Origin of the sequence: Endozoicomonas sp. ONNA1, assembly GCF_024606325.1 — a bacterium.
Classification (GTDB): Bacteria; Pseudomonadota; Gammaproteobacteria; order Pseudomonadales; family Endozoicomonadaceae; genus Endozoicomonas_A.
On sequence record NZ_JAHHPN010000586.1, the window covers coordinates 17,846 to 34,633 of the forward strand.

General features: G+C 49.3%; 18 protein-coding genes. 10 read left to right on the top strand and 8 right to left on the bottom strand.

Going from position 1 to position 16,788, the window contains the following annotated elements; all coding sequences use genetic code 11:
- Positions 1-34: 34 nt before the first annotated feature.
- From KDK19_RS13435 to KDK19_RS13445, 3 genes are all read right to left on the bottom strand, one after another.
- Positions 35-1,366 carry an N-acetylmuramoyl-L-alanine amidase gene (locus KDK19_RS13435; RefSeq protein ID WP_257252801.1) on the bottom strand — a complete coding sequence of 444 codons (1,332 nt, stop codon included), beginning with the start codon at positions 1,364-1,366 and terminating at the stop codon, positions 35-37.
- Positions 1,351-1,842 (bottom strand): tRNA (adenosine(37)-N6)-threonylcarbamoyltransferase complex ATPase subunit type 1 TsaE, encoded by a 492-nt coding sequence (gene tsaE, locus KDK19_RS13440; RefSeq protein ID WP_257252803.1) that lies wholly within the window; start codon positions 1,840-1,842, stop codon positions 1,351-1,353. Before tsaE ends, KDK19_RS13435 begins: the two co-directional genes overlap by 16 nt.
- Positions 1,843-1,907: 65 nt before the next feature.
- Positions 1,908-3,437 (bottom strand): NAD(P)H-hydrate dehydratase, encoded by a 1,530-nt coding sequence (locus KDK19_RS13445; RefSeq protein ID WP_257252804.1) that lies wholly within the window; start codon positions 3,435-3,437, stop codon positions 1,908-1,910.
- A 178-nt stretch (positions 3,438-3,615) separates the two neighbouring features.
- On the opposite strand from KDK19_RS13445, the gene queG reads away from it, so the two are divergent.
- Positions 3,616-4,719: a tRNA epoxyqueuosine(34) reductase QueG gene (gene queG, locus KDK19_RS13450; protein ID WP_257292158.1), complete on the top strand. Its 1,104-nt coding sequence runs from the start codon at positions 3,616-3,618 to the stop codon at positions 4,717-4,719.
- Positions 4,720-4,778: 59 nt separating this feature from the next.
- Positions 4,779-5,177 carry a nuclear transport factor 2 family protein gene (locus KDK19_RS13455; RefSeq protein WP_257281551.1) on the top strand — a complete coding sequence of 133 codons (399 nt, stop codon included), beginning with the start codon at positions 4,779-4,781 and terminating at the stop codon, positions 5,175-5,177.
- 44 nt (positions 5,178-5,221) lie between these two features.
- Here the strand turns inward: KDK19_RS13455 and KDK19_RS13460 are convergent, their stop codons facing one another.
- On the bottom strand, positions 5,222-6,571 hold the full coding sequence (locus KDK19_RS13460; protein ID WP_257281550.1) for a DEAD/DEAH box helicase: 1,350 nt from the start codon (positions 6,569-6,571) through the stop codon (positions 5,222-5,224).
- Between the two features lie 181 nt (positions 6,572-6,752).
- On the bottom strand, positions 6,753-7,295 hold the full coding sequence (orn, locus tag KDK19_RS13465) for an oligoribonuclease (RefSeq protein WP_257281549.1): 543 nt from the start codon (positions 7,293-7,295) through the stop codon (positions 6,753-6,755).
- A 345-nt stretch (positions 7,296-7,640) separates the two neighbouring features.
- Here orn and rsgA point away from each other — a divergent pair, with 345 nt between their 5' ends.
- The 4 genes from rsgA (at position 7,641) to gshB (ending at position 11,520) form a co-directional block, all read left to right on the top strand.
- Positions 7,641-8,660, top strand: a complete 1,020-nt coding sequence (gene rsgA, locus KDK19_RS13470; RefSeq protein ID WP_257281548.1) for a small ribosomal subunit biogenesis GTPase RsgA — start codon at positions 7,641-7,643, stop codon at positions 8,658-8,660.
- Between the two features lie 59 nt (positions 8,661-8,719).
- Positions 8,720-9,532: a sulfurtransferase gene (locus tag KDK19_RS13475; protein ID WP_257281547.1), complete on the top strand. Its 813-nt coding sequence runs from the start codon at positions 8,720-8,722 to the stop codon at positions 9,530-9,532.
- Between the two features lie 121 nt (positions 9,533-9,653).
- A complete protein-coding gene (gene asd, locus KDK19_RS13480; RefSeq protein ID WP_257281546.1) occupies positions 9,654-10,514 on the top strand; it encodes an archaetidylserine decarboxylase in 861 nt (286 codons plus the stop codon).
- A 52-nt stretch (positions 10,515-10,566) separates the two neighbouring features.
- On the top strand, positions 10,567-11,520 hold the full coding sequence (gshB, locus tag KDK19_RS13485) for a glutathione synthase (RefSeq protein WP_257281545.1): 954 nt from the start codon (positions 10,567-10,569) through the stop codon (positions 11,518-11,520).
- Between the two features lie 59 nt (positions 11,521-11,579).
- Here the strand turns inward: gshB and KDK19_RS13490 are convergent, their stop codons facing one another.
- The 3 genes from KDK19_RS13490 to KDK19_RS13500 form a co-directional block, all read right to left on the bottom strand.
- Positions 11,580-12,263: a hypothetical protein gene (locus KDK19_RS13490; protein ID WP_257292159.1), complete on the bottom strand. Its 684-nt coding sequence runs from the start codon at positions 12,261-12,263 to the stop codon at positions 11,580-11,582.
- Between the two features lie 218 nt (positions 12,264-12,481).
- A complete protein-coding gene (locus KDK19_RS13495; protein WP_257281543.1) occupies positions 12,482-12,811 on the bottom strand; it encodes a type II toxin-antitoxin system PemK/MazF family toxin in 330 nt (109 codons plus the stop codon).
- The gene (locus KDK19_RS13500; protein ID WP_257281542.1) at positions 12,811-13,065 is read right to left on the bottom strand and encodes an AbrB/MazE/SpoVT family DNA-binding domain-containing protein; all 255 of its coding nucleotides are present in this window, start codon (positions 13,063-13,065) and stop codon (positions 12,811-12,813) included. The genes KDK19_RS13495 and KDK19_RS13500 overlap by 1 nt, the downstream gene beginning before the upstream one ends.
- Positions 13,066-13,860: 795 nt before the next feature.
- Between KDK19_RS13500 and KDK19_RS13505 the strand changes: the two genes are divergently transcribed.
- The 4 genes from KDK19_RS13505 to KDK19_RS13520 are packed head-to-tail and all read left to right on the top strand — an operon-like array spanning position 13,861 to position 16,717.
- Positions 13,861-14,751, top strand: coding sequence for an energy transducer TonB (locus tag KDK19_RS13505; RefSeq protein WP_257292160.1), 891 nt, complete (start codon positions 13,861-13,863; stop codon positions 14,749-14,751).
- Between the two features lie 20 nt (positions 14,752-14,771).
- Entirely contained in the window at positions 14,772-15,392 is a 621-nt protein-coding gene (locus KDK19_RS13510) for a YqgE/AlgH family protein (protein WP_257281540.1), read from the top strand.
- A 43-nt stretch (positions 15,393-15,435) separates the two neighbouring features.
- A complete protein-coding gene (ruvX, locus tag KDK19_RS13515; RefSeq protein WP_257274972.1) occupies positions 15,436-15,876 on the top strand; it encodes a Holliday junction resolvase RuvX in 441 nt (146 codons plus the stop codon).
- Positions 15,854-16,717, top strand: a complete 864-nt coding sequence (locus KDK19_RS13520; RefSeq protein ID WP_257274971.1) for a hypothetical protein — start codon at positions 15,854-15,856, stop codon at positions 16,715-16,717. Before ruvX ends, KDK19_RS13520 begins: the two co-directional genes overlap by 23 nt.
- Positions 16,718-16,788 lie beyond the last annotated feature (71 nt).

The window sequence follows — 16,788 nt, forward strand, 5'->3', positions numbered from 1 at the left end:
TGTCAGCATGACTGACATTCTCTTCAGGTGTCTTTTAGTTGGGAATAACCAACATCTGTCCAGTTCTGATCGTATCTGACCGGCTGATATTATTGGCTGTTTTCAATGAACTCAGACTGATATCAAAACGACTGGCAATCTCTGACAAAGTATCACCGGCCTGAATCACATACTGGTCCGGGCGTGTATCTATTTTACCCTCAGCCTTAAGCCTGGAGACCAGAGTACCGGGCGGAGGTTTGTTCACAAAGTAGCCTTTTACTCCTTTGTATATCTGTCGGGCCATGGCACGCTGATGGTTTCGGGTTTTCAGTTTACGCCCTTCTTTAGGGTTGGAGATAAAGCCTGTTTCCACCAGGATAGAGGGAATATCGGGAGACTTCAGAACAACAAATGCAGCCTGCTCCACTTGCTCCTTGTGCAACCTGTTAATCGTACCAATATGCTTTAGCACCCTGTCACCGACTTCCAGACTGGAAGACAGCGTTGAGGTCATAGAGAGATCCAGCAAAACACCCGCCAGAATATCGTCTTTGTCGCCCAGGGATATGCCCCCTTCACCACCAATCAGATCTGACGAGTTTGCCCTGTGAGCAAGCCAGCGGGCAGTCTCCGAGGTCGCTCCCCCCCTGGACAGGGCATACACCGAGGCACCATTAGCACGGGGATCGGTAAAAGCATCAGCATGAATGGATATGAACAGATCGGCTCCAGCTTTACGAGCGATAACAGCACGTTCACGCAGAGGAATGTAGTAGTCTCCGGTTCTCACCAGAACAGGCTCGAAGCCGGGCTCTTTTTTCAACAGCGCAGCAAGATCTTTGGAAATGTTCAGCGTGACGACTTTTTCATGCCCCCCACCATAGGCCAGAGCCCCCGGATCTTCGCCACCATGGCCGGCATCAATAGCCACAACAATATCTCTTGCAGAAGGAGTTTTAGTGGGCTCTTTTACCGGCCCTGCTGTTTTTGTCGAATCATCAAAGAGGTCCACCACAAGACGATAGCCGTATGTGGCATTGGGCTTAAGCAGGAAGCTTTTGCTGGTGACCTTATTTTTCAGGTCCAAAACAATGCGCAGGTCTTTCTTATTTCTGACACCATAGCGAATCTTGTTTATAGGGGTGGTACCGAGACGGGGACTGGCTACATTTTTAGTTTTTTGAGTGCCACGAATATCCAGCACCAGCCTTCGGGGGTTGTCCAGAAAGAACTGCGAGTGAGCCACTTCACTGGAGACATCGAAGACCAGACGGGTTTTATCAGGAGAACGCCAGACACGAATATCATTGACCTGGGCTGCCGACAATGGCAGAGGTAACATCAGCAAAGCAGCAATAAAGAACTTCCTTATCCTTGACGACATTCTCCCTCCTGCCGTCCCTGCAGTTTTCTCAACAGACCCTGCCCGCGTTCGGTCCCTGCTTTGACCAGGGCCTTGCGTCCGGGCAGGTTGTAATCCAGTTGTACTTCCAGATCGGCCTCTGGCAGAGCCCCCTCACCTTTGCAGGGCCACTCGATCAGACACAGACAGTCTTCTTCAAAATAATCCCGCCCTCCGATAAACTCAAGCTCTTCAGGATCAGCCAGGCGGTACAGATCAAAATGATAAACCTGTTGACCTTCAATGCTATAGGGCTCGACCAGAGTATAAGTCGGGCTTTTAACCGCCCCCTGATGACCAAGACTATGCAGAATACCCCGGCATAAAGTGGTTTTCCCGGCCCCCAGGTTTCCCACCAGATAAATGACGGCGTGACCGCCGCTTACTTCAGCCAGCTGCTTGCCCAGCTGAACCATTTCCTGCTCATTATCAATCAGCAGCTCAATCCTGCCTTCCATACACTCACTATTATCTTGACGTAGACGGGTACGTGCACCCGTTCATTGTTTGTTGTTTCTATAGCTCAAGGCTGTTTTGCTATTTTATTCAGTTGACTTCTTATGTAAGGCACGGTTTCCAGCGCCAGGATCCCTCTTTCGCCCTGAAGCTCTGCTAAATGGTCTGCACCTGTCGCATGTAACCAGACCCCCAAAGCTGCAGCAGCATGGGTCTCCAGCCCTTGAGCGGCCAGTGCAGCAATCACGCCACTGAGTACATCCCCCATACCCGCTACAGCCATTCCCGGATTACCATCAGAACAGAGGTTCAGGGTTTTTCCGTCGTATACAAGTGTACCCGCCCCCTTTAGAACGACCACCGCGCCGAAACGCTTAAATAGTTCTTTCGCAGCCTTAACCCGATCAGCACTAATGGTTGAACTTCGGGTCTCCAGCAGTCTCGCCGCTTCACCGGTATGAGGTGTGAGAATCATCGGGTACTTTCGATATTTAAGCAACGCCGGATCTTCCGAAATAATATTGAGGCCATCGGCATCGACCACCACAGGACACTCGGCTTGCAGTACTTCTGTCAGTAGCTCCCGGGCCCACGGATCTTTTCCCAGACCGGGTCCCACCACCACAAGATTTTTCCCTTCCATGAGCGAACGAAGATCTTCCGCTCCTGAAACAGCCGATGCCATTAACTCTGGACGACGGGCTGCCAGGGCCAGGAGATGTTCCCGACGAGTGGCCACTGTGACCCGACCCGCACCACAACATAGTGCAGCTTCTGCCGACATAATCGCTGCTCCGGGCATACCATGGTTCCCGGCCACCACCATAACATGTCCATGGTCGCCTTTGTGTGAATCTCTGGACCGGGGCTGAACCCAGCGACTCAGCCTGTCTTCTGACAATCTCAGAGCTTCGTAGGGTACAGCCTCATAAACCGCTTCCGGCACTTCCAGATCAGCAAACTCAACTTGTCCGGACAGCTCTTTTCCTCTGCCAGAACTCAGCCCCAGTTTCATACCAATGAATGTCACGGTCACATCCGCTTTTATAGCAACGCCCAGAGCAGCGCCTTTATCGGCGCAAAGACCGGAAGGAATATCAACAGCCAGAACAGGTCGGCCCGATTCATTGATTCGAGTCACAACGTCTCGATAGTGTCCCTCAACGTCTCTTCCCAGCCCCGTTCCCAGCAGGGCATCCACGAAAACGTCGCCGGTCAGTGGCGTCTCTGGTGTGTAAGGCTCAACATCAACACCTGCTGCTATGCAGGTTTGGTAGGCTAGCAGGGCATCTCCTGACAGTTTTTCCGGCGAGGACAGGAAAGTCACTGAAGCCGCCCCACCCCGTTTGGCTGCCAGCATGGCCACCAGATAACCATCACCGCCATTATTCCCGCCACCGCAGAAGACCCGAAGCCGTTTGCCGTGAAGAAGGTCTGGCCAATGATTTATCAAAGAGCGAAAAGCCGCACGGGCAGCCCGATTCATCAGTTCAAAGCCATTGATCTGAAAATCATTGATTGCCGTATCATCCAGCCGACGTACTTGTTCTGCGGTGTAAAGCCGATCACAGATGTCAACTTGAGCGCTATCGTACATAAGTGTTCACCCCTGCCTCCATAGATTACCCTAATATTGACAGGTAAACAGCTTCGATTCCGTGCGGGACGTGGCCAACAATCAGGCTTTTCTGCGTATCTGCCACTATTCTCGACAACGAGTGTGTTAGAATGCTCGTCAACATTCTCAGATTCTTTCCTGGCAGTAACTGATCAACGTGTCTACCTCCAACCGCTCTTCTGAAAGCCTTGATTATCATAAGCTGGCTGACGATATTCGTCTTTGGGCCAGAGATTTAGGCTTTCAGCAGGTGGGTATTACCAAAGCCCGAATCCCGGACCGTGACAAAAAGCACTTTCTGCAGTGGCTTGATCTGGGCCTTCATGGAGACCTGCAATATATGGAGCGGCACAAAGAACTCAGATGCCACCCTGAAAAGCTTCATGAAGGTGTCATAAGGGTTATCTCCGCCAGAATGGATTATCTGCCCGCAGAAACCGAGACCGTCAAGATTCTGAATGAGCCGGAAAAGGCTTATGTCTCCCGTTATGCTTTGGGACGTGATTACCACAAGCTGATTCGCAAGCGCTTAACCCAGCTCGGAAAAAAAATAGCTGATATTGCCGGAAGCCATGGTTATCGCGCCTTTGTTGACAGCGCACCGGTGATGGAAAGACCTCTGGCTCAGCAGGCCGGTCTGGGCTGGATGGGCAAACACTCCCTGATTATCAACCGTCAGGCAGGTTCTTTCTTTTTCCTGGGAGAACTCTTTACCAATTTACCTCTGCCCACTGATGAACCATATGAGAAGGACCATTGCGGTCGATGTACTGCTTGCATGGATATTTGTCCTACCAGCGCGATTGTAGAACCCTACAAAGTGGATGCCAGAAAGTGCATTTCCTACCTGACCATTGAAAACAGTGGACCCATACCCGAAGAGCTGCGCAGCAAAATCGGTAACAGGATTTTTGGCTGTGATGACTGCCAGCTCACCTGTCCCTGGAATCGATTTGCCAGACACACACAGGAAAGTGACTTTCAGCCCCGTCATCATCTGGATAACAGTGATCTGGCTGATCTCTTTCTGTGGACGGAAAAAGAATTTCTGGAGCGCACGGCAGGTTCACCGATCCGGCGTGCAGGTTTTGAAAGCTGGTTGAGGAATCTGGCGGTAGGTCTCGGCAACGCCCCCACAACCGGGAAAGTCGTGTCAGCGCTTCGCCAGCGCAGGGACCATCCTTCGAAGCTGGTGAAAGAACATGTGGACTGGGCGCTTAAACAACATACTCAACAACACAGCCCGGATTCTCACGATTAAATTTACACATGGACTACCCTTAGGAGCTACCGAGGTACAGATTCCAAAGGTTTTTGATCATGTCTGTAAAGTTATCGGGTGAATCACTCACGCCCTTTCTTCATATTGTTAAACAATACGATCATTACATTCAGTCCAAAGATATTCGTGGCATCATGTCGTTATTCGTAACAGACGATGAGCCTCACAGCTTTGGACTGCATGTCAATTTGAATGAACGGAAAACATTAGAGCAGCGGTTTACGGACTATTTCAATGCCGGTGAATCCTGTACCGCAGCTTTTGAAGCAGGAAAAAGCGAGCCAATTGTTTACCATTTTGGCGAAGCGGCCTGTCTCTGCATGATGCTACCCGTGAAGGGGTTTGAAGATACCCGAATCCGGGTCACTATTTTTCTGGAAAACCATTGTGGGCAGTGGCTGATACGTCACCAGCATATTTCCCCTTCGCCCGATTGAAGGGTTTGCCAGTCAGCGACTTCTGACTGGCCGCTCTCAATCATTTAAATGACCTTGGGATGTGGCTTTCCTGGTCCTGACTGTCTGACCACCTGTTTGGTTTCTGCACCCCGTTTGCGACTGGCAGGCGTATTGGGTTTATGACCTCTGGAAACCTCTCCAGAGCGCTGCCCGTCCTGATGCTGTGCTCTGGGTTTCTTTGGCTTTTTAGGCTTCTTGCGTTTCGGTGAACGAATATCCAGTTTCGATTCGGGCAAAGCATTCACAGGCTTGAAGCCGGGGATTTCCTCTCGGTCAATGACCTGACGGGTTAACCTTTCAATCGCCACCAGCTCTTTGAATTCGTCGGCACACACCAGAGAGACGGCTTGTCCGGTCGCACCAGCCCTACCCGTTCTTCCGATCCGGTGAACGTAGTCTTCGGCAACATTCGGCAGATCATAGTTAACGACTTGCGGCAACTGATCAATATCCAGTCCCCGTGCAGCGATATCGGTGGCCACCAGAATGCGAATTTCACCGCGTTTAAACTCAGCCAGTGCTTTTGTCCGGGCACTCTGACTTTTATTGCCGTGTATAGCAGCAGCCTGAACCCCCTTGCCCTCAAGATGCCGTGTCAGCCGGTTGGCACCGTGTTTGGTTCGGGTAAACACCAGCACCTGACGCCAATTGTTCTCTTTGATCAACTGAGTCAGCAGTGCGGTCTTTTTGCTTTTATCCACAGGGTAGACACACTGGTCTACGGTTTTAGCGGTGGCGTTTTTTGGTGTCACCGAGATCTCTACCGGTGAACGCACCAGACCTTTTGCCAGTTGACGAATATCATCGGAGAACGTCGCCGAAAACAGCAGGCTTTGCCTGTTTTTGGGAAGTACCGCCAGAATCTTGCGAATATCATGAATAAAGCCCATGTCCAGCATACGGTCGGCTTCGTCCAGCACCAGTACTTCCAGCTGTTTGAACTTCACAGCATTCTGGTTGTAAAGATCCAGCAGCCTTCCCGGGGTTGCCACCAGCACATCCACACCTCTTCTCAACCTCATCATCTGGGGATTGATCTTGACCCCTCCAAATACCATGGTTGAGCGAAGAGGAAGATGACGACTATAGATTTCCACACTTTCCGCCACCTGAGCTGCCAGTTCCCGGGTCGGTGTCAGAATTAACGCCCGCACCTGATTGGCCTGAACACGAGCCCCCATTGCCAGCTTTTCCAGTATGGGCAGCGTAAAGCCTGCCGTTTTCCCGGTACCTGTCTGAGCTGCGGCCATAACGTCGTGGCCTTCAAGCACTGCAGGAATAGCCTGAGACTGAATAGGGGATGGAGTGACATAACCTTGCTCTGTAACAGCTTGGAGGATGGGAGCTGATAAACCCAGCGAGTCAAAACTCATGAAAGATTCCCGGTTGGCGTCATTCAGCAGAACCGGGCTGAAGACATGGAGGGGTGGGCAGCTTAACGTATATGTCTGACTGAAGCTATCTGGCTTTTGCTGTCAGAGCTGCAATGATGAAAAAGAACTGACGAAAAAGAACAGCCACTCTTTTTTCAGAGTCACTGTTCTGATTATCTGATCAGGATTGAATAAAGTGCTGACGGTAGAAACGCAGCTCTTCGATGGATTCGCGAATATCTTCCAACGCCAGATGAGTGCCTTTCTTGGTAAAATGATCCAGCATCTCAGGCTTCCACCTTTTTGCTAACTCTTTTAACGTGCTGACATCGATATTGCGGTAGTGGAAGAAATTATGAAGCTCTGTCATGTAAAGGTTCAGAAAGCGGCGATCCTGACCAATACTGTTCCCGCACATGGGAGAGGCACCGGCATCGGAATGCTGTCTGAGAAAGGCCAGAGTCATTTGCTCAGCTTCAGTCAGGCTGATCTGGCTCTCACGGACTCTCTGGGTCAATCCCGTTTCACCGTGGGTTTTGATACACCACTCATTCATATTCTCCAGCACTGCATCGCTTTGATGCACCGCTATCACCGGGCCTTCAGCAATAAAATTCAGCTGACCATCTGTAACAATTGTCGCAATTTCCAGAATTTGGTCCTGTTCAGGATCAAGACCGGTCATTTCCAGGTCGATCCAGACAAGGTTGTCTGCTTTAGCCATCAAGCACCCGATTTCCTATGAAGTGATGTGCCAGCCCGTTTGCAGTGAACACGGCCCGGAGCTAAGCATTTGAAATAGCCCTAAACCCAATCCTGTGACATTTTCATAAAAAAATAATTGCAAATGAAGAAAGCCATGGCTGACTTATTAAGTCTAACCGATCATAATCCCTCCGTGAAACCTACACTCGCTCCCAACTGACCGCTCTGCGGCTCAATATTGATTGGCACCTTCTGTCTACCCATTTAAAAATATGGGCATCGGCGAGACAAAGGCTATTCACGGTCAGGAGCCATGAAAAGCCAGAACCCTATTCAGCAGATCAGGTAAAACCTTGAGCAAACCATGAGTAAGCGCAAACTGACGCGCAAACAGAAATGGCGCATAGAGAAGGTCCAGCAGGAGCGCATTGCCCGGGCCCAAAAGCGAGAACAGCTTATTGAGCAGCAAATGCAGGACGATAACCTGGGGCCTGAACAACAGGGTCTGGTCATCGCCCACTATGGTGCAACACTGGATATTGAGCCACCAGGCCAACCCGGGGCTATTCATCGATGTCACCTGCGAACCAACCTGCCACCTCTGGTCACCGGCGATCAGGTGGTATGGCGCCCGTCTCTGAAAGACGGAACCGGAGTGGTGGTTGCCCTTGAAGATCGCACCAGCCTGCTAACCCGACCTGACAACCATGGTCGAATCAAACCCGTTGCCGCCAATATCGACTACATCGTGTTGGTCATAGCGCCAATACCCATTCCCCACGCCAACCTGATTGACCGTTATCTGGTGGCTGCTGAGACCGTAGGCATCGAACCCGTACTGTTGCTGAACAAAATCGACCTGCTGGATGATGAGGGCATGGAACTGATGAACGACATGCTGTCGATTTATGAAGATATTGGTTATCAGGCCCTCCGGGCCTCTACCCGCTCCGAAGATGGACTGGCCCCTCTCAAGGCTCTGCTGGATGAGCATGTCAGTGTCTTTGTCGGGCAGAGTGGTGTAGGCAAATCTTCTCTGGTTAATGCCCTGTTACCTGGTGTTGATATCCGCGTCGGTGAGCTGTCCGAAGCGACCGGCAAAGGTATGCATACAACCACCGCCGCAAAACTCTTTCACTTCCCCGCAGGTGGCATGTTGATTGACTCACCCGGCATTCGGGAATTCGGCCTCTGGCATATTGATGCCCAGTCGGTTCTTGAGGGTTTCAGGGAATTCAGACCTTATCTCGGTCATTGCCGTTTCCGCGACTGCCAGCATGAGAAAGAACCGGGCTGCGCCTTGAAACAGGCTCTGGAAAATGGCGAGATTCTGGAAGAAAGAATGTTCAGTTACAAACAGATTGTCAACTCTCTGGACGTCTGACAGGTCCGTGATAGCATATGCTATCGCTTTATCTCATGAGCCATGAAAGAAGAAGTAAAATGAATTCGATAGAAGATCTGCCACTGATTCTTGAAGCTGAACAGCTGGCGCCTCTGCTGGGGCACGAAAACCTGCTGATAGTAGACTTGTGTAACCCGCGACTGTACGACCATTCTCATGTTCCCGGTGCGGTCAGTGTTGCGCCACAGAGCATGGTTTCTGGTGTAAAACCTGCCGCAGGCAAATTGCCTGCCGTTGAACAGCTGAGCCAGATGCTCTCCAACATTGGCTACAGCAAAAACAAACACATTGTTGTTTATGATGACGAAGGCGGTGGCTGGGCGGGCCGTTTCATCTGGACTCTGGATGTGATCGGACACAAGAAATACAGCTACCTGAACGGTGGTGCACACGTCTGGCTGAAAGAGGGCCATCCCACCGAAAGTACCATTAACCGTCCTGAGCCTACCCGGGTTGATCTGAAGATTGACAACTCCGTGATAGCCAGCAAAGAGTTCATCATGGATTCTCTGGAAGACCCGAACACCGTGATCTGGGATGCCCGATCAGCTGATGAATACCAGGGTGAAAAACGTTTCTCCCAAAGAGGAGGCCACATCCCGGGAGCCGTGAACCTTGAATGGACACTGGCCATGGATCATGACCGTAATCTCAGAATTCGCAGCGACATCGCCGGTGTTCTTGAACAGCTCGGCATTACCCCGGACAAAAAGGTGATTACCCATTGTCAGAGCCATCATCGTTCGGGGTTTACCTATCTGGTAGGTAAGTCTCTGGGGTTTTCTATCAGAGCTTACGATGGCTCCTGGTCAGAGTGGGGTAATCTACCAGACACTCCTATCGAAACCTGAGGGATGACTGCACTGTTTAATCGCAAGCAGTGCACACATTGTCTATTTCATTGCTGACTTGTGAGACCCGGTTCTCATTATTACAATCCAACATCACTCAAAAACAGGATGAGTCCTGACTGTGAAAGAACGATTATTTGCCTTTATCCAATATTTCCTGCCTCACCACCTTATTTCAAGGGCGGTATACTGCTTTGTTGAGTGCACCTGCCCCAGGTTCAAGAACGCACTGATCCGACGTATCATCAAACAGTATGATGTTGATATGAGCGAGGCAGAACGTGAAAATTCTGAAGATTACCTTCACTTTAACGATTTCTTCACACGCTCTCTGAAAGAGGGGATGCGTCCCCTGCCTGAAGATGAAAGTCTGATCGTCAGTCCTGCTGATGGCGAAGTCAGCCAGCTTGGCAATATTGAAAATGGCAGGGTTTTTCAGGCCAAAGGGCACGACTACAGTCTGATTGAACTGCTGGGCGGAGACAGTGATCTGGGTCAGGAATTCATGGGGGGAAAGTTCGCTACCATCTACCTTTCTCCCCGTGACTACCATCGTGTTCACACACCTTTCGGTGGCACTCTTCGCAAAATGATCCACGTTCCTGGTCGTTTATTCTCGGTAAATCAGGGCACCGTTGAAAACATCCCTAACCTGTTTGCCCGCAATGAACGGGTCGTGGCTATTTTTGACACTGAGCACGGACCGATGGCCGTTATCATGGTCGGTGCCATGATTGTTGCCAGTATTGAAACCGTATGGGCTGGACTGGTTACCCCCATCAGAAAAGAAGTTCGTACCTTTCACTACGGCAAAGACTCTGCAAAACAGGTCTCCCTGAGTCGGGGTGATGAAATGGGTCGATTCAAAATGGGCTCTACCGCCATTGTTCTCTTTGGCAAAGATCAGGTTGACTGGCTTGAGTCATTCGAAGCGGGATCGGAGATCAGGATGGGAGAGGCTCTGGCTGAGCCTGCAAAATAGATGAAGGACTCAATTAAGAATACACTGCGGTTTTTGATCGCCCGGACTTGCAATGACTATTAAACTCGGCGTCGTGATGGACCCTATTGAGTCCATCGAATACAAAAAGGACAGTACTCTGGCAATGCTGGTCGCAGCCCGGGAAAAAGGCTGGGAGCTGTTCTATATGCAGCAGGAAGACCTGTATCAGTCAGAAGGTGTCGCCTATGGCAGTATGCGCCCCTTGCAGGCCCGCTACAATCCGGAGGATTTTTATTCTCTGGGAGACCGGGAAGAGCAGCCTCTGAGTACTCTGAATGTCATTCTGATGCGTAAAGACCCTCCTTTTGACATGGAGTTTATATACAGCACCTATCTGCTGGAACAGGCTGAGGCGGCTGGCACACTGGTGGTCAACAAACCCCAGAGTATTCGTGACTGCAACGAAAAAATGTTTGCCACCCTGTTCCCTCAGTGTACGCCTCCGGTCATGGTGGCCCGCAGTGCGAGACACCTGAAAGCCTTTGCTGAGAAACACGGTGATGTGGTTCTCAAACCACTGGATGGCATGGGAGGGTCGTCTATTTTCAGAACTCACGCCAATGACCAGAACTTCAGTGTGATTGTCGAAACCCTGACCCAACACGGGCAACAACAGGCCATGATCCAAAAGTACATTCCCGAGATCAAGGCAGGTGACAAACGCATACTTCTGATCGACGGCGAACCCATACCTTACGCTCTGGCACGTATTCCCGCCGAGGGTGAACTGCGTGGCAACCTTGCCGCCGGCGGCAGTGGTGTGGGTCAGGCGCTGACCGAAAAAGATTACTGGATCGCTGAACAGGTGGCTCCGGTACTGAAAGAAAAAGGCCTGCTGTTTGTCGGGCTGGACGTCATTGGAGAATACCTGACCGAGATCAACGTTACCTCACCCACCTGTATACGACAGTTGGATGATCAGTTTGGTATCCGCATTGGTGACAGGTTGATGGATAAGATTGAGGAGAAGTTGTCTGTCCTGTGATCAAAAAAAGGGGGAGGGTTTTATCCCCCCCTCTTCATCGAGAAACATTTCATTCAGAATCAGTTAAATTTCTTTGAAGACGACAATAATTGTATGATTCTTTGAAGCTTGTGGTACATTTGATCGAGATAAAATCTTTCATCATTGTTAAAACAGCATGGAAAGCTTTGTTTAAATTTCTTGATTTTGGATTGAAGTTCCTTACCCAATTGAAGAAGCAAAGACTTATCTTTATATTTCGTCGAAAAAAATGTTGCCAGTCTTAAACGATGTTCATTATCAACTTCATCAATACCAAATTTTTTATTAAACTGAGTTGCGGCTTTAAATGCATTTTTGATGGTCTCTTTATCGGCGTCCTCTCTATAAGCGGCATCCATAGCCTGATTCAGAATATCATTTTCAAGTTTACTCTTCATTTGGTGCGCACGAGTTTCAAAAACTTTCATACCACCTATTGGGTCTAACCTTTGAAATGCATCAACAATGGCACCAACCATACGGCTAAAAATATTTTTCCTGCCTGTTTCAGCTGTGACATTGACATCAACTAATCTATTTTCATCGCTACTGGCACAGACAGAAACACTGTAATTTCTGTCTGCTTGCACTGAGTGAAATGTCACTTCTTTCTCGCCACCTTTGAACCCACCAATTCCGTCAATGAGTGTTCGATCAACCAGAATATTTTTCCAGTTATTGATGTTAGTGAGATTGGCTGCTGGACATCCCTGTATATTCATACCCATTACCTCCATGGCAGTTAATCAATAAAATAAATACTCCTATCACTTGGGATAAGCATTAAATATGTTTTAAAAAGATATAGAAAATTCACCCTGACGATAATGACCGCTCAGTTAGCAACACTGACAATTGATAGTGACTAATGAGTGTAGCGAACTTTCTCAAACCTCAATGATACACATCAACTGCCTTTTGCAGAGCAGGCGATGAGTTGTCAGGAGATAATTACCTTCGCTATCTTGTCTACTTGATCAATGACGGATTCCGGTGATTTCTCTACGAAACGAGCACCCCGGCACTCAAAATCCATGGATTTCATCTGGTGAACCAGAATAGACCCGTGGGTCGTCATTGTTTTGGTTAACAGCACTTCCAGTTTGACACCTCGAATGGTACTGGTAACAGGGGCGATGATGGCGAGCCCTGTATGCTGGTTAAGAAGTCTACGGGAAAGCACATAACCCGGGCGGGTTTTCATGATCTCCCTGCCACTACCGGGTTCAAAATTGATGAGTACAATATCGCCTCGCTCTGGTATGTACATCAAACTTCCTTACCGACAGGTAACATGTCCACCCACTCTTTGTCCTCGTCGGTCATGACCAGACGTTCGGTCGGGCTTCCTTCAAGCAGGGCTTCAAGTGTTAACTCTTCTTTGACAGGGGACAAGACAATCTTGTTGTCCTCAATGGACAGGTTCAGCTTTGACCCTACTGTTATCCCCAAGGTTTTCAGTACGGCTTTGGGTATACTGACGATACTGGCTCCACCGGACTTCCTGACAGCTATGGACGACATAATGCTTTCCTCCTGATATTTTACCCAAGTATAACCATGATTAAGTTTTACTCAAGTATAATTTTATACATCCCTGAAAAGCCGACTCTACAGCGTGAGATAGGTATGAGTTCCATGACTACTCAGTTAACAACACTGACAATTGATAGAAAAAGCCGGGTTCAAAAGAAAATGAGTGTTATTTTTTCAAAATACTCTCAGGAGCTTGAGTCGATTTTAATTGGTTGACTCCAAAAGCTGTCGTTCTCTATCATCCCGGGATGAGATTCTTAATCAAAGGTTTTACTCATTGGCGACTCTTTGGTATGAGGACAGGCAAATTAAAGTACTAAGACATATTGCCTGGCATTTAGTATTTTAATTCAAAGTCAGGCTGATAAAAAAGTGTTTTATTACAACTCTGCTGGCAGACTGTCCCAACCGGGTCAGGCTTTTTACGAGCAAAATAGATGCATGGTAACGATAGCCATGAAACTACTTAGAATTATTGGTCATATCTCCCCACTCTATTGACCCCTGATCCACATACCCCAGATTTTTAAACGTAAATTTCATTGCCCTTCGCTCAAAGGATATTCACAGTAATGAGTGTGCTGAACTTTCTCAAACCTCAATATTACACAATTATCGCTACCAGTAGACAAGTGAGGTAGTGCCGTTTCAAAAATAAGTCCCCAAACCCTGAAAACAGTACTTGCGCACCCCATTTTCATTGATGACAATGCACAAATAGCTGGTAAGGTATTGAAACAACCTTCCAGCTTGAGGGAGTTCATTTATAAAATCCAGGATGCAGTGTTCAAGAGGCCCACACCGTCAATGACGACCGTTTCTTCCGCCGACCGCTTAGGCTTTACCATTTTCATGGCAGCCGCTGTTCATGCCGTGATTGTGCTCGGTCTGTCTTTTGGTCTTGAGGACAAGGCTCCACCTCCAAAAACGCTGGAAGTCGCCCTTGCAACTTATAAGAGCCAGGAAAAACCAAAAGATGCCGACTTTCTGGCCCAGCTGAATCAGCAGGGCAGTGGCACACTTGAAAAGAAAGACATACCCACTACTGATCGCAAAGCAGATATTCAGGACAATCAAATTAACGAGGTAAAGCTTCAGCCTCAGGAAGCTGCAGCACCTGAAACACAGGCAGAGAAAACACCACAGGTAGTTACCCGGGCTGAGAGCAAGAAAAAGGTTCAGGACAGTGACGTTATTGACCAGCCCACAACCGAACAGCCCAAAAAAGCCGAGCCCCGCAAGCACATTGATCTGCGTCAGGAGATTGCCAGCCTTGAAGCTCAGCTCAGTGATCAGCGTCAGGCCTACGCCAAGCGCCCTAACGTAAAACGACTGACCTCAGCCTCCACCCTATTTGAACCCGGTGCTGCTTACAAAAATGCCTGGAAGCAGAAAGTCGAGCGTATCGGCAACCTGAATTATCCCGCCAAAGCCCGCCAACAACAACTTTATGGCGAGCTCCGGCTGATGGTCGCCATTAACCGTGATGGCACTCTGTCTAATATCGAAATCTTAAAATCTTCAGGTTATAGCGTTCTGGATGATGCAGCTATCCGAATCGTGAGATTAGCGGCTCCCTACGCGCCCTTCACAGATGATTTACGGGATTACGATATTGTCGAAATCATTCGTACCTGGCGTTTTGAAAAGGGTGACAGACTGTTCAGCCAGTAACGCTTGTATGTCGGCAGTCATTGAGTGCTTTATTTGCCATCGGGGCCGTTTGCCCTGATACTCCCCTCATGAGCAGAGAAACCTTTCAAAGCTTCAAAAACCACTTCCTGATCGCTATGCCCAGCATGGCCGATACTTCTTTTGCAGGCACTCTGACTCTGGTTTGTGAACACAGCCCCGCCGGAGCGTTGGGAATTATCATTAATCGCCCGATCGGACTGACACTGGGTGAAATTTTCAGTCAGGTAGGCATCAAGGACGCAGAAGAATGTTTCCTTAGTCCCGATGCCATTTATGCCGGCGGCCCTGTATCAGTTGAAAGAGGCTTTGTGCTTCACTCTGGCAGCGATCACTGGGAGTCCAGTCTGGAAATCAGCCAGGGGCTTCAGCTAACCACTTCCAGAGACATTCTATTCGCCATGGCCCGGGACGAAGGCCCTGATGATTCGCTGGTAGCCCTGGGTTATGCTGGCTGGGGTGGGGGTCAGCTTGAAAGAGAGTTGTCTGATAATGCCTGGCTCACCTGCAAAGCGAATCAACAGATTATTTTCGAAACGCCTTTTCAGCGACGTCTTGATGCTGCCGCCAAATCACTGGGGGTCGATCTTCGACTGCTCTCTGATCAGGTTGGCCACTCTTGACGCTCCTTAACGAAAATCTATCTCTGGCAACGTTTAAGAAAACATGACTGAAAAAAAACTGAACACGCTGATGGGCTTTGACTTTGGTACACGCAACATTGGCGTGGCCGTCGGTCAGGCTGTGACCCGAACAGCAACCGCATTGCCCTCTGTCAAAGCAAAAGACGGTATTCCCAACTGGGCCGATATCGCCGCGCTGATAAAAGAATGGCAGCCTGATGCAGTAGTGGTCGGTATCCCTTTGAATATGGATGGCACCGAGTCCCAGATGTCGATGCGTGCCAGAAAATTCGGCAAACGTCTTCATGGTCGTTACAACCTGCCTTTCTATGAAGCGGATGAGCGTCTAAGCTCTTTTGAAGCCAAAGACTGGGCAAACAAACTGGGTCATAGTGGACACTATGGCTCTAATCCGGTCGATGGTATGGCAGCACAAATCATACTGGAAGGCTGGATGAACGATGAGAACAACCCGGTGCTCTAGCTACGCTCTTTCAACTCTGTTGATTCTATTCCTGGTCGCCCCGTGTTTGAAATCCCGGGCCAGTGAGAGGGACATTATTCACCCTCTCTGCTTTGAGCCTTTCGCCAGTCTGGGAAAAACCAGCCACTCCCCGGGCAAGAAAACCATCAAACTGAATGACTGTCTGAATAAATACATCAAGTACCCTTTCAAAAAGCCTGCCCCCTGGCAAGCCGTTTTTGAGAAAAACGATCAACCCAAAGACAACAGTGAGGCCGGCTTACCCACATACTCCAGCTACCAATTAATCGGAGAGATGGAAAACCGGCAGGTGTTGATGAGTTATTCTGCCGCTTACGGAGGCAGCGGCACATTCAGTCATGCTTTTCTGGTTGATGGCATCTCACTGCAAAATCAGGTTCCCGACAAGAATACACTGACTCAGACGTTGTACATTGAAGGCGGCGATCGCTGCTTCGGAAGTATTGAACACCTGTCAATTATTTCGCCACAGAGATTTGAGATCCGGCGCAAAGTAACACCCAGTGCGCTCATTGGTTTTGGGATGGAGGCGGACTACGCACAAAGGGTGACGAAGGGCCTGCCAGACTGTGCTTTATGTTGCATAGGCAGTTTAGTGGAGCAGGTAGATATGAAGGGTAATCGGGAACTGATGAACATCATTCTGCTGCCAAGAGAATTGCGTGAAACGGATACAGCGCAGGAACGCTGCCTGAACCGTCTCACCAAAGCAGACACCCATACCGATATTTTCACCAAAGAAAATCTTAAAACCCTTCAGCAGAATTACATCGATGAGTGTCTGGGGGATATGACCCCCTCCCTCAAGGATCTTCTCTAGCTCATACTCATACACAACTAGGAGCCTGACCGAGAATAGCGCCCGTAGCGAGGACGGCAGAAAATTGAGGA

Excerpts from the sequence above, each read along its gene's own strand:
- KDK19_RS13435 (WP_257252801.1), bottom strand. The coding sequence starts at position 1,366 with ATGTCGTCAAGGATAAGGAAGTTCTTTATTGCTGCTTTGCTGATGTTA.
- tsaE (WP_257252803.1), bottom strand. The coding sequence starts at position 1,842 with ATGGAAGGCAGGATTGAGCTGCTGATTGATAATGAGCAGGAAATGGTT.
- KDK19_RS13445 (WP_257252804.1), bottom strand. The coding sequence starts at position 3,437 with ATGTACGATAGCGCTCAAGTTGACATCTGTGATCGGCTTTACACCGCA.
- KDK19_RS13455 (WP_257281551.1), top strand. The coding sequence starts at position 4,779 with ATGTCTGTAAAGTTATCGGGTGAATCACTCACGCCCTTTCTTCATATT.
- KDK19_RS13460 (WP_257281550.1), bottom strand. The coding sequence starts at position 6,571 with ATGAGTTTTGACTCGCTGGGTTTATCAGCTCCCATCCTCCAAGCTGTT.
- orn (WP_257281549.1), bottom strand. The coding sequence starts at position 7,295 with ATGGCTAAAGCAGACAACCTTGTCTGGATCGACCTGGAAATGACCGGT.
- rsgA (WP_257281548.1), top strand. The coding sequence starts at position 7,641 with ATGAGTAAGCGCAAACTGACGCGCAAACAGAAATGGCGCATAGAGAAG.
- KDK19_RS13475 (WP_257281547.1), top strand. The coding sequence starts at position 8,720 with ATGAATTCGATAGAAGATCTGCCACTGATTCTTGAAGCTGAACAGCTG.
- gshB (WP_257281545.1), top strand. The coding sequence starts at position 10,567 with ATGACTATTAAACTCGGCGTCGTGATGGACCCTATTGAGTCCATCGAA.
- KDK19_RS13490 (WP_257292159.1), bottom strand. The coding sequence starts at position 12,263 with ATGAATATACAGGGATGTCCAGCAGCCAATCTCACTAACATCAATAAC.
- KDK19_RS13495 (WP_257281543.1), bottom strand. The coding sequence starts at position 12,811 with ATGTACATACCAGAGCGAGGCGATATTGTACTCATCAATTTTGAACCC.
- KDK19_RS13500 (WP_257281542.1), bottom strand. The coding sequence starts at position 13,065 with ATGTCGTCCATAGCTGTCAGGAAGTCCGGTGGAGCCAGTATCGTCAGT.
- ruvX (WP_257274972.1), top strand. The coding sequence starts at position 15,436 with ATGACTGAAAAAAAACTGAACACGCTGATGGGCTTTGACTTTGGTACA.
- KDK19_RS13520 (WP_257274971.1), top strand. The coding sequence starts at position 15,854 with ATGAGAACAACCCGGTGCTCTAGCTACGCTCTTTCAACTCTGTTGATT.